Genomic DNA, 12,730 nt, shown 5'->3' with positions numbered 1-12,730 from the left:
TATTATTGTGGCCTAAGTTATTGATTTATTTGTTTATAGTTTTATTTTAAATAATACTTGGTTATTTTGTCAACATACAAAAGTAAGGTAATTTTTTTCTATAAAAAATCAATAATTAAGTCCCTATGAGGGGATAGAGTGTGGACAGTATCGAAACTAAGTGAAAGATTTTATTGTCCGAGATACACTGCTACGGACAAGTCCAAAGTCATCTCTGAGGTTTGTGTAGCATGACATGCTCTCAGAAAGTCCCGATCTAGGAGGCTAACTAATGACTGATATTGGTGCAGACTTCCTACAAGGTCTAACTGTCGATGTAAAATTTTGTCAAAAATCAGAATATTTTTTAGAAAAATGTAAAAATAGATACAGAAATCAAAATACTTTTTGTTAATGAAAATAACTTTACAATAGGGTCTGAGGATATGAAACTAAATAATGACTATCCAAATAATCGACAAGACCTTCCCACTATTAATACGATCTTTGGGGAAGAGGTGGAGAAATATAGAGGACAACATAGAGGTCAAGGATGGAATTATCCTTACCCTAGACATATCCCCATACATGGGCATCCTCCTAAAAAGATGTTTTGCACTGTCAACTATTCCTTAGGTAAGGAGAAGCAAACTGTTTCTTTTCTTCAAGCAAAAAACAATGTAGCTCAGGTTCACAAAATAAATTTATGTAATATTTTGGAACGCCGATGTTTAATAGCTAAGGCGAAAGGAGATGAAAAGTTATTGTCTTTGTTAAAAGATGAATGGCAGTATATATCTTGTGGATAGATTCAATAATTAGGGTTTGCTGAATAAATACTTTTTGTTGAGGTAGGGAGTAGGGAGTAGGGAGTAGGGAGTAGTTAAGAATGAGGAAAAATAGGAGTTATAGAGAAGGTAGTCAGAAAGTATAGCAAGAGTGATTTTTCTGCCTCGCGTCACCCCAATATCGTAAGTTTTTGAGGCTCAAGGGCTGAAAACCAAGGTATTTCCGACTCAAAAAGGCTAATACCCTTATTTTTCAGTAAGAATATTGTGGAAGTTATCCCCAAATAATCTTAAATACTATCTCCAGCATGATAGGAACTACGAACTAAAGGACCAGAACGAACATGAGAAAAGCCCATTTGTTTAGCGATCGCCCCTAGCTGGTCAAACTCTTCTGGTGTCCAATATTTTTGCACGGGCAAATGTGCTAGGGAAGGTCGCATATACTGGCCTAAAGTTATGCGATCGCATCCTACTTTTCTCAAGTCTGCCATTGCTTCTACTACTTCGGTTTCTGTTTCTCCATGTCCCAACATTAACCCAGACTTAGTGGGAATATTCGGGTCTAACTCTTTAACAATTCGCAATACATCAAGCGATCGCTCATATTTTGCCCCACGACGGACAGGGCCTTGCAACCTAGAGACCGTTTCAATATTATGGTTATAACAAGCAGGTTCAGCATTTATAACTACCTCTATCCGTCTTCTTTGCCTTTCAGCTAAAGAAACAGCCAACTTATCAACACCCACTCCAGCTTGACCACCCCAAAAATCAGCAGTCAAGACCTCAATTTTCGCCTCTGGGGTCTGCTCTCTAATAGCTGTCATTGTTGCCACAAACCAACTAGCACCACCATCTGGCAAATCATCCCTAGCCACAGAAGTCAGTACCACATATTCCAAACCCAATAGATAAACAGCTTCAGCTACTTTTTCCGGTTCCTTTGGGTCTAAGGGTATTGGAGCGTGACCCTTATCCACTTGACAAAATGCACAAGACCTGGTGCAAGTAGGACCCATCAACAAAAAAGTAGCTGTCTTTTGGGCATAACATTCACCTCTATTAGGACAGCGACCTTCCTCACAAATTGTATGGAGCTGACGCTGCTTGATAATTTTCTGTACAGTAGAAATATCACTAGCTTTTCCCAAAGAGGGACGTAGCCACTTTGGCATACTCTGAATTTCGGCTTTCATATCTACTTGATTGAGCATTTTTTTGTAGCCTTCACATTTTTCCGATGTTGCGCTTGGACCCTCGTGGGATATCCCTAAGCCTCACGACTTAGGTTTTCTGCTTCTAGCACACCTACCTCAAAGGTAATTCCTTTTTCCGCTTTTGCGGTAGCTCTACAGACTGGTAGTGCTAGTCGAGGAGCCTGATGAAGAATAACACATTATTGTCAGAAGGGCAATATTGATTTGTCTGGGCTGATGAGGATCTACTGAAAAACAGCGCAGGTCTTCGACCAAGATTATGATTAAAAATAAACAATAATATAGCAGTCGCCAGGGTGATTAGGAAATTATTGCTTATCTCAAATTTCGTCGGTACTACGAATTGAACTTCTGACTTCTTAATTCTGACTTCTGACTTCAGCTATAACTTTGTGGATTTCTATATTTAGAACAGGTGAATATTAAAGCCAAGATTTAGCTATACTTATGGCTGACTATAACAATATAGATAAGCTTAATTTGAAAACACCAACTCATCACTGGAGGGGCAAGTTGTGGCAGGACACAAAATTTTAGTTATTGATGATAGTAAAGTCATTAGAGTAAGAGTCCAAGAAATGCTTCCTCAAGGAAACTTTACTGTTATAGAAGCAAAGGACGGCCAAGAGGGACTGAAATTTATTGTTAAGGAGCGCCCTAACCTGATTATGTTGGATTTTCTGCTACCTAAAGTTACTGGTTGGCAGGTATTTCAAAAAATTCAATCCGACTCTAAACTAAAAAAGATTCCCTTGGTACTCATGTCAGGTCGAAAAGAAGAGGTAACAGATAAAATTCCTGAACCTTTTGATAAACATTATTTTGCTTTTCTAGAAAAACCTTTTGAGAAAAAAGAATTAACTGCAGCTATTAAGTCTGCTTTTGATTTGGCCAAAAAACGTCCTACCGATCAGCAAGTTGACGTTGCTCCTCCGGGTTCTAGTTCTAAGGACATTCAGGCATTACAAGCTCAAGTTAAGAAAATGGAAGCTGAAATTGCGGCATTGAAAAAACAAATGACTCAACTTGTGACTATTGTCAAACAAAAGTTGAAGTAGTGAAATTAGACATTAAGTATTGGTTATTAATTACTCTAATATTTTTTCTCCAGAGAGCAGTCTAGTAGAAGTCCAGTGGGTTGTGTTAGGTGCTTACTAAAAAATATTGTTGAACTGTCAAAAATTACATTGTGCCGTAACGCACTTTTTAGTAGTTTGTAATGGACATCTCTGATAATAAAAAATTAAATCAATTATCGCACACACAGCATATTTCGGACAAATGAGGTACAATTTTGAATGGTCATTTCAGTTATCAGTTATCAGTTATCAGTGAACCTCCAACTTAAAGTCGGAGGCTTGAAATACTGAGTTAAATATTTTTTTCATCCCCTTAAAAGGGGAGGCGCATACCCTCATTTTTTGGTAAAATTATTGTAGTGTGGGCATCTTGCCCGCGATAGGCGTAACTCATAACAACGGGAAGCGCTGTAAATAATCAATTCTTTCCCTTTACTCCCTACTCCCTCTTTTCTGGATAGGTCTAATGGACTGATACAACTAAAGTGGTGCGTTACGATGAATTGCTAAATACTTTGTCACAGCTTAAATTGTAGCCATCTAACGCACCCTACTGGACTGACACACCTTAAATGGTGCAATAGATGTAGGTTGGGTTGAGGAACCGAAACCCAACAAAAATTTTGCTCCCCTACTCCCTTACNCTGACACACCTTAAATGGTGCAATAGATGTAGGTTGGGTTGAGGAACCGAAACCCAACAAAAATTTTGCTCCCCTACTCCCTTACTCCCTCACTCCCCTACTCCCTAATGCACTAAATTAGTTGTGTCAGTCTACTACTGGACTGTTTCATCTAAAATGGTGCAATAGAAAATGCAGGATGGGGTGATGGGGTGATGGGGTGATCGCAAAAAAAGCTCATGCACGCTCATTAGCTGAAACAGTCCACTACACTTATTGCACCATTTTAGATCGGGACTTACGCAAAATATGAAAATATATACCATCTGCAGAGGTGAATGGCAACCCCCCTACTAGATATGGTGGTTATGCGTAAGTCTTGTATATGTGTCAGTCTACTACAACAATGAATTTAAGCTTTTGTAGTAATATTGAATTCTGGCTCAATTAATAAAGCCTTTATCTACAGTAAAAGCAATAGCTATAGCCGATAGCTGATGGCTGAATGCTTACAAGAAAAATAAATTATGGTACTAAATTCAGAATTTCTCGCTCAACTCAAAACTTCTACCCCTCGACTACTGAATTTACTCGCAGGTTTTTCTCAAGTTGAGGTATTAGTAGTGGGAGATTTAACCTTGGATGAATTTATGACTGGTCAAGTTGAGCGCATTTCTCGTGAAGCACCAGTATTAATTCTGCGTCACGAAACTACAGAGCGAGTACCTGGAGGTGGAGCTAATGCGGTTTATAATTTTGCTAAGTTGGGTGCTAAAGTTAAGGTTGTTGGTTTGTTAGGAAAAGATGAGCAGGGTATTGCACTGCGTCATATTTTTGAAACTGCTGGGGTTGATACTACTGGAATTTTAGTTGACTCTAACCGTCCCACAGTGACTAAAACTAGAATCTCAGGTCATGCTCGTCAGTCTGTAACTCAACAAATTGTTAGGATAGATCGAAAATCTGATGATTTGCCAGAAGTTGATTTGCAACTGCAACTGGCGGAGTCTATTCGGCAGCAAGTTGGTACAGTAGATGCAGTAGTTTGTTCAGACTATGGAGATGGTGTTCTAACAACACCAATTATAGAAGCAGTTATATCTCATTCTCAAAAAACTATTGTAGATACTCAGAAAGATTTACAACGTTACAAGGGTGCAACTCTATTTACTCCTAATCTTCCTGAAGCGGAGAAAGCTGTGGGATATGCTATTACTAATTTTGATACTCTTTATCAGGCAGGGTGTGACTTGTTGCGGTTAACAGATGCAGAGCAAATTTTAATTACTCGTGGTGAGGAAGGAATGACTTTGTTCTATCGCATCAGTAGTTCAAGTGCTAGTCTAAATGCACCCCCTCCTTCTTTTACTATTTCTGATACTGATGATGTTGCCATATATTGTTGGCATATTCCTGCTTTTAACCGGACTGATGTTTTTGATGTTACTGGTGCTGGTGATACAGTTGTAGCTGCTTTAACTTTAGCTTTGGGTGCTGGTGCTTCTACTTGGGAGGCTGTAGTTTTGGGAAATTTGGCTGCTAGTCTGGTGGTGCGTAAATTTGGAACGGCAACTACAACAGTGGATGAACTTAGGAAGGCTTTGGAAGCATTGGTAAGTTAGGTCTAGGAGCAAATATAGTGAAGAGACAAACCTTATATTTCTCTCAACTACTAGACTGATATCAAATCTGAATAATTACTATACCCAAGTCGTCAACAACTGGAATGGAGTGGAAGCAAGCAATCTCAAGGGTTGCGCGAGATTGCTTCCCTTTGGTTACTGCCTACGACTTTTCAAGCTGAATTCTGACTCCTTTGTCAAAAACCCGCACCTTTGCCAAGATACCAAATGGCTTCTATATTTAGGTCAACTTTTTGCACCTACTGAACCGACACAGCTAATTTTGTGCATTAGGGCGGGTTTATGTAAATCTTAGGTAAACATTAAAATTCTAGCTAAAACCCGCCCCTACTATTGCATCATTTTATCTGTGTCAGTCCACTAAATTATTACCGAATTATTAATAATTCGGTAATAATTCTGGTTTAAAGCCTCCCCTTTTAAGGGAAAAAAATAAATCATATTTCCTGATCTTCAATCAAGAACGGTTTTAACCAGAGGTAATTATCAATTATCAATTATCAATTATCAATTATCAATTATCAATTAATGAACTCAGCTATTAGTTTGTTCTTTGAGCTTAACAATTAATCCTAACCCACCAACAGCTAGAATGCCAAGAATAGTTCCAGGTTCAGGAACTGAAGTCTGAGTAATAGAAGAATCTTGATAAGTGTAACCTCCTGCTCGTCCGACTTCACCTATAAAAGTGAATTTTGAAGCATTTCTCTGTAGAGTGTATCTGGGAGCATCAAAAGCAATACCAAAATCAACCGATAAATCCCAATCTGAGGGAGAAGAAAGGTCAAAACTGATAGTAGGTATTAAATCAGGACCTAAACCTCCGTCCAATGTCAAACCAGATTCTAAATCTAATTCCAATCCATCAACGCTAATTTGCCAATCTTCTAGAGTTCCATCTTCTGAAAAAAGGACAAAACCTGAATAGTCAGTGTCTTCAGGTGAGAAATTTGTCAGTAAAGGACTAACTTGAGTTCGGCTAAAACTGCCTTCAAACTCTTGTCTGATTAATTGAGCATTAGCTGTAGGTGAAAAAACTAAGCCGACAACAGACATTCCTAGAGCTACTCCAGCAGGTAGCTTTTGTAATAAAGTTTTAATCATAGTTTATACAATCTTAATTTATTAGGTTTTCTTTAAAATAAATATTAGTTGATATTCTTCAACTGGGCAACAAATATATAATTTTGATGTAAAATATAAGATTTAATTATTTAAACGACGTATATTTAACTCAAAGTAGTTCTTGATCTGAGTTATAAACAAAGAATTAAAAATGAATTATTTTCCTGAAGAACTCTATAATAACCTACCTTGTGGATATCATTTCCTAGATAAAAATGGGATATTTATTCGCATTAACGATACTGAACTCCAAATGTTGGGATATAGCCGCGAAGAAGTTTTAGGGCGGAAATTTTCTGACTTTATTACTCCTGAAAGCTTACCAAATTTTCAGAAGAATTTCTTGATTTTGAAACAGGGAGGTTGGATTAACGATATCGAATTTCAAATGCGCTGTAAAGATAGCTCCATTCTACCCATAAGTTTGAGTGCAACAGCTATTAAAGACGAAGCAGGGAACTACCTAATGAGTCACTCAGTAGTTATTAACATTAGTAAACGTAAACAAGCAGAATTAACCTTAAGTGAGTCAGAAGCAAAATATCGTAAACTGTTCAATTCAATTGACCAAGGGGTGATTTTCTGCGACGTGATTTTTGACAAAAATGACCACCCTGTTGACATTATTTATGTAGAGGCAAATACTACTGCTAGTAAGATGAATGGCCAAAAACTCCCCGGTCGATGGACGAGTGATATCATTCCAGATTTTGAACATGATTGGTTTGAAGTCTTTGCTCATGTCGCTCTCACTGGTAAAGCGGTTCGCATGGAATTACCAGATACCGACCTTAACACATGGTATGAATTCTACATCTTTAGACCAGACTACGATCGCAAAAAAAGAGTAGCATTGATTTACAAAGATATCACCGAACGCAAGCAAGTAGAACAAGAACGGGATCGCTTTCTAGCAATTGGTTTGGATTTACAAGTGATAGCAGGTAATAAAGGATATTTCTATTGGGTTAGCCCAACTTGTGAGCAAATACTCGGCTGGGCAGCAGAGGAAATGATATCTTGTCCATGGACTGAGTTTATTCACCCTGAAGATATCAAGGCAACTATCACAGAAGCCGAAGATTTGTTTGCTGGCAAGATAACTCTCAACTTTGAAAACCGCTATCGACACAAAAATGGTTCCTACCGCTGGTTGTTGTGGAGAGCATCTCCATACCCTAAAGAGCAGATATTATATGGTACTGCTGTTGATATTACTGAACGCAAAGAAGCAGAGTTAAGACTTCAGCAGCAAATAGCAAGACAGCATCTGATCACTGAAATCACTGAAGCAATGTACCAAAGCTTTGATATTGAGAAAATATTACAATTTGCTGTGGAGGGGGTGCGACAGTTACTACAAACTGAACGGGTGATTGTCTTTCGCTTTGACCCAGATTGGTCAGGTATAGTAGTTGCCGAATCAGTGGCTTCTGGTTGGACTTCTGTTTTGAAGTCAAGGATTACTGATCCCTGTTTTACGGAAAATTATATCGAACCCTATCGCCGGGGTCGAGTATATATGAATAGTGATTTTATTGCTTCTGATGTTGAGTCATGCCACAAAGAGCTAATGGCGAACTTCCAGGTAAGAGCGAATTTAGTGGTGCCTATATTAGAAAGAGAAAATTTGTGGGGTTTAGCGATCGCTCATCATTGCTCTGCTCCTCGACAATGGCAAACTGAAGAAGTTGAACTATTGCAACAATTAGCAACCCATTTAGGAATTGCTATCCAAAAGTCGGAACTATATCAAAAAAATGCCGAACAAGCAGCCTTAATTGATATTGCTAGCGATGCGATATTTGTTCGGGATTTGTCGAACAGGATTTTATTCTGGAGTCAGGGAGCAGAACGCCTGTATGGTTGGAAGGAAGAAGAGGTGATCGATCGAGTAGTCCAGGAGTTATTTTATGCAGAATCCTTAGCTGAACAGGAAACTGCGCTGAAGATTACCCTTAAGCAAGGTAATTGGAATGGAGAACTCAAACAACTTACTAAAAAAGGTCAGGAAATCATCGTAGAAAGTCGCTGGACATTAATGCGCGATCGACAGGGTAATCCCCAATCAATTTTGATGGTCAATACCGATATTACTGAGAAAAAAGAATTAAGCCAGCAACTACTACACGCTCAACGTCTAGAAAATATAGGAACTTTAGCGGGGGGTATTGCCCACGACCTTAATAATATTTTGACTCCTATTTTGGGCTTCGCTCAACTTTTGCCGTTAAAGATTCCTAATCTAGATGAATCAAGTTTGAAACTTCTGAAAATCATTAGAAATAATGCCCAGCGTGGTGCTGATATTATCAAGCAAGTGTTGTTGTTTTCGCGGGAAATCGAATCGCAATGGGAATTGGTAAATTTAGCTCAAGTGTTAGAAGAAGTTGTTAACTTAATGAGAAGAACTTTTCCCAAATTGATTGTTATTGAAAATTATATTTCACCTAACTTGTGGCAGGTTCATGGAGATTCAACTCAACTACATCAGGTATTTATGAATCTCTGCGTCAATGCCCGGGATGCTATGCCCGATGGTGGTAAGTTAATCATCTCTGCTGAAAATCTTAGTTTAGATCGGCAATATTCTTGCACCAGTTTAAATATAGAAGTCGGCAATTATCTTTTGATTACCTTAACTGATACGGGAATAGGTATTCCTCCAGACATAATTGACCGCATTTTCGATCCTTTTTTTACAACTAAAAAACCCGGTCAGGGGACGGGATTAGGTTTGTCTACGGTCATAGGTATTGTCAAAAATCATGGTGGTACTATTCAGGTTGAGAGCGATCGCCGTTCTGGTACTCAATTTAAGATTTATCTGCCTGCATCAACAGAAATAGAAGCAACTGAAACTATAACTGTGGAGACTATACCTTGGGGTCAAGGAGAATTAATTTTAGTTGTCGATGATGAAACTCCAATTAGAGAAATTACTAAAGCTACTTTAGAAGCTCACAACTACCGAGTTATTACTGCTAATGATGGTATTGATGCGATCGCTGTTTATGCTCAACATATCCAGGATATTGAGGTGGTATTGATGGATATCATCATGCCCGAAATGGATGGTTTTACTGCCATGCGTACCTTGAAAAAAATTAATCCCAATGTCAAACTAATTGCTACCAGTGGACTAACAACACAAGAGAAGATTTCCGCAGCAAAATTAATTGGGACTAAATCTTTTCTGCCCAAACCATACACAGCAGAAAAGTTATTGTTGAATTTACATGAAATTATTTCCTGCGATTAAGTAATTAAAAAGTTTTCCCTTTACTGTTAGATGGAGTAAATGGTGAAATATGCCAAGTATCAGGAGACGGAGCCTATGNACCAGTGGACTAACAACACAAGAGAAGATTTCCGCAGCAAAATTAATTGGGACTAAATCTTTTCTGCCCAAACCATACACAGCAGAAAAGTTATTGTTGAATTTACATGAAATTATTTCCTGCGATTAAGTAATTAAAAAGTTTTCCCTTTACTGTTAGATGGAGTAAATGGTGAAATATGCCAAGTATCAGGAGACGGAGCCTATGATAAGTATAAGTGTTATGAGAAAGCCAGGCAACGAGGGGCAAAAGCAACTATTCCACCCAGGAAAAATGCAGTTATAGGTCAACATGGGAACTGTAAATCCCCACCTCATCCTAGAGATGAAAATCTTAGAAGAATCAGAAAAGTAGGACGTAAAAAATGGAAACGTGAATGTGGTTATCACGCGAGGATCGTTATCGTAAACTACAATGTTCCGGCTCAAATCCCTCTGTGGAGGGAAGTTACGACGACGAAAATTTGATAATCAGGCAGTGGAGTTGTTTATACAATGTTCCATACTCAACGTGATGATTCGCGTAAGGTAAACCCCGGAGCTACAAAGTAGAAATCTAGTTAACTTCCCATAAGGAAGTTTTTGGCGTTGGCGGAGCAAGTGCGGCAGCTATATCGCTAATCCAACAACAACAAAACAGCTTCCAAACTGAGGGTGGCTGGCTAGATGAGATGCCCAGTCCAAATCCGAAATTGGAATTCTTGAATAATCTGGTTTGCCAGATTTTATCGGCAAATTTGCCGATTGATTTTCTCTCTGATAAATATAATTACTATGGTTTTTTTATATTCGGAAGGCTTTGGCCTTCTTTTTTTTGCTACTATTTGGCAACTACATATAGCGTAGCATATATGCTATACTATATTATTCACCAGAAAGAAAAACCGAAAAAAAATATGTTTGCTGAAGCTATGAGAACCGCCCTTAAAGAGTCTCAAGAATCATTAAAAAAAATTACAGAGAGAAGCGGTTTGACATACTCAAGAGTTCACGACTTTAAATCAGGCAAGAGAGATGTAAATTCTAAGTCTTTATCAAAGATTTTTGATTCGCTGTCTGACCAAGACGCCGAAAATTTTCTAAAGATTTTGGCACAAAAAAAAGGGCTGTTAAGCCCTGAAAATTAATTTACGTTTGAACTATTTTTTGACAAACCATTAAAAATTTAATCAAAAGAAATTTGATGAATCCAAATCTGTTACGCTTACATTATTAAGTTGAGCTAGGACCTCTCCAGTGGCAATAACTTTTAATAATGTGTTGTTACCACTTGCAACAAAATCTAAGTCACTACTCGATAAACCAACTAAGTCTATCCTATCGAACCGTTCTCTAAAATCTACAATTATATCAGTGCCATCTCCACTAGCAAGTCTAAAAGTGTCTTTGCCGGAACCACCTCTAAGTCTGTCATTGCCACGGCCGCCAATAAGGGTGTCATTGCCACTACCACCGGCAATAACGTCATTACCACTACCACCGAAAAGTCTGTCATTATCATCACCACCGAAAAGTCTGTCATTGTCATTACCACCGTTAAGGACGTCATTACCAAGGCCACCAAAAAGTCTGTCGTTGTTATTGCCACCGTAAAGGGAGTCTTTACCATTATCACCGTAAAGGGCGTCATTACCATTAAGACCTGTAAGTCTGTCATTGCCACCTAAACCCTTGATAACGTCGCTACGTTTAGTCCCTCTAAGAACATTGTTTCTGTTTGTGCCAGTTATATTAGCCATTTTGTGCTTGTGCGCGTAATTTTAACTAACCATCACCGAATAACTAAGTGATAATTATTGAGTACTATTACCTATGCAGCTTATTTTGTCAATGAAATAAACTACGACAAATGGCTTAAAAAAAATAATCAAACTACTAAAACAAAGACAAAATCAAGATTGTCTTTATTTTGTCTTTGTCAAAGAAATATTGCTTAAAAAAAAATAGTCAAATTATTAAAAAAATCTTTATTTACAAGTAGACAAGTAAGCTCAGGTAAATCATAATCACAAAAAGTAAAAAAAGTAACAAGTGTTTGCTGAAATAGAAACTTTGGCACAAAAAAAAGGGCTATTAAGCCCTAAAAATTAATTTACGTTTGAACTATTTTTTAATAGTTTATTAAAAATTTAATCAAAAGAAATCTGATGAAGACAAATCTGCTACGCTTACATTATTAAGTTGGGCTAGCACCTCTCCAGTGGCAGTAACTTTTAATAACGTGTTGCTACCACTTGCAACAAAATCTAAGTCGTTACTCGACAAATCAACTAAGTCTATCTTATCGAACCCCTCTTTAAAATCTACAATGATATCAGTGCCATCTCCACTAGCAAGCCTAAAAGTGTCTTTGCCATTACCACCTATAAGTCTGTCATTCACACTCACACGGCAATGAACGCGATTGCGATAACGACCATTAGNTTACATTATTAAGTTGGGCTAGCACCTCTCCAGTGGCAGTAACTTTTAATAACGTGTTGCTACCACTTGCAACAAAATCTAAGTCGTTACTCGACAAATCAACTAAGTCTATCTTATCGAACCCCTCTTTAAAATCTACAATGATATCAGTGCCATCTCCACTAGCAAGCCTAAAAGTGTCTTTGCCATTACCACCTATAAGTCTGTCATTACCACTGCCACCGGAAAGAACGTCTTTGCCGAAACCACCTTTAAGTGTGTCATTGCCAGCATCACCGTTAAGGACGTCATTGCCAATACCGCCATAAAGTTTGTCATTGTAAGTACCGCCGGAAAGGGTGTCATTGCCAGTACCACCTTTAAGGATGTCGTCGCCAGTACCACCGTTAAGGATGTCGTCGCCAGTCTTACCATAAAGTCTGTCTTTGCCACTGTCACCGGAAAGAACGTCTTTGCCAGTACCGCCATAAAGTTTGTCATTGTCATTACCGCCATAAAGTGTGTCATTG

At 38.2% G+C, this 12,730-nt stretch carries 12 protein-coding genes; 7 read left to right on the top strand and 5 right to left on the bottom strand.

The features are described 5' to 3' along the window. The first annotated feature begins 271 nt into the window (after positions 1–271). Both AFK68_RS43695 and AFK68_RS29130 read left to right on the top strand, forming a co-directional pair. Positions 272–394, top strand: a complete 123-nt coding sequence (locus AFK68_RS43695) for a hypothetical protein (RefSeq protein ID WP_256386552.1) — start codon at positions 272–274, stop codon at positions 392–394. Positions 395–425: 31 nt separating this feature from the next. Next, entirely contained in the window at positions 426–788 is a 363-nt protein-coding gene (locus AFK68_RS29130) for a hypothetical protein (protein ID WP_094673324.1), read from the top strand. Positions 789–1,057: 269 nt separating this feature from the next. Here AFK68_RS29130 and lipA read toward each other — a convergent pair whose 3' ends face one another. Continuing rightward, positions 1,058–1,984, bottom strand: coding sequence for a lipoyl synthase (gene lipA, locus AFK68_RS29125; RefSeq protein WP_094677324.1), 927 nt, complete (start codon positions 1,982–1,984; stop codon positions 1,058–1,060). Between the two features lie 518 nt (positions 1,985–2,502). Here lipA and AFK68_RS29120 point away from each other — a divergent pair. Continuing rightward, positions 2,503–3,045, top strand: coding sequence for a PleD family two-component system response regulator (locus tag AFK68_RS29120; RefSeq protein WP_094677322.1), 543 nt, complete (start codon positions 2,503–2,505; stop codon positions 3,043–3,045). A gap of 1,171 nt (positions 3,046–4,216) precedes the next feature. Continuing rightward, positions 4,217–5,311 carry a bifunctional heptose 7-phosphate kinase/heptose 1-phosphate adenyltransferase gene (locus AFK68_RS29115; protein ID WP_094677320.1) on the top strand — a complete coding sequence of 365 codons (1,095 nt, stop codon included), beginning with the start codon at positions 4,217–4,219 and terminating at the stop codon, positions 5,309–5,311. A gap of 555 nt (positions 5,312–5,866) precedes the next feature. On the opposite strand, the gene AFK68_RS29110 is transcribed toward AFK68_RS29115, so the two are convergent. Continuing rightward, a complete protein-coding gene (locus tag AFK68_RS29110; RefSeq protein ID WP_094677318.1) occupies positions 5,867–6,436 on the bottom strand; it encodes a PEP-CTERM sorting domain-containing protein in 570 nt (189 codons plus the stop codon). Positions 6,437–6,608: 172 nt separating this feature from the next. Here AFK68_RS29110 and AFK68_RS29105 point away from each other — a divergent pair, with 172 nt between their 5' ends. The 3 genes from AFK68_RS29105 (at position 6,609) to AFK68_RS29100 (ending at position 10,924) form a co-directional block, all read left to right on the top strand. Then, a complete protein-coding gene (locus AFK68_RS29105; RefSeq protein WP_094677316.1) occupies positions 6,609–9,719 on the top strand; it encodes a PAS domain S-box protein in 3,111 nt (1,036 codons plus the stop codon). 231 nt (positions 9,720–9,950) lie between these two features. Beyond that, positions 9,951–10,265 (top strand): transposase, encoded by a 315-nt coding sequence (locus tag AFK68_RS46900; RefSeq protein WP_371357612.1) that lies wholly within the window; start codon positions 9,951–9,953, stop codon positions 10,263–10,265. 203 nt (positions 10,266–10,468) lie between these two features. Beyond that, positions 10,469–10,924 carry a hypothetical protein gene (locus tag AFK68_RS29100; protein WP_094677314.1) on the top strand — a complete coding sequence of 152 codons (456 nt, stop codon included), beginning with the start codon at positions 10,469–10,471 and terminating at the stop codon, positions 10,922–10,924. A 42-nt stretch (positions 10,925–10,966) separates the two neighbouring features. Here the strand turns inward: AFK68_RS29100 and AFK68_RS29095 are convergent, their stop codons facing one another. The 3 genes from AFK68_RS29095 to AFK68_RS46890 all read right to left on the bottom strand — a co-directional run. Next, on the bottom strand, positions 10,967–11,536 hold the full coding sequence (locus tag AFK68_RS29095; RefSeq protein WP_094677312.1) for a calcium-binding protein: 570 nt from the start codon (positions 11,534–11,536) through the stop codon (positions 10,967–10,969). 394 nt (positions 11,537–11,930) lie between these two features. Beyond that, positions 11,931–12,179, bottom strand: coding sequence for a M10 family metallopeptidase C-terminal domain-containing protein (locus tag AFK68_RS46895; protein WP_094677310.1), 249 nt, complete (start codon positions 12,177–12,179; stop codon positions 11,931–11,933). Positions 12,180–12,221: 42 nt separating this feature from the next. After that, positions 12,222–12,730: M10 family metallopeptidase C-terminal domain-containing protein (locus AFK68_RS46890; protein ID WP_210407671.1), on the bottom strand; the 509-nt coding region annotated here is incomplete at both ends.

Source organism: Hydrocoleum sp. CS-953 (assembly GCF_002260545.1).
GTDB lineage: Bacteria > Cyanobacteriota > Cyanobacteriia > Cyanobacteriales > Microcoleaceae > Trichodesmium.
Note: the sequence above shows the minus strand (reverse complement) of the source record. Positions and strands in the feature narration are given on the sequence as shown.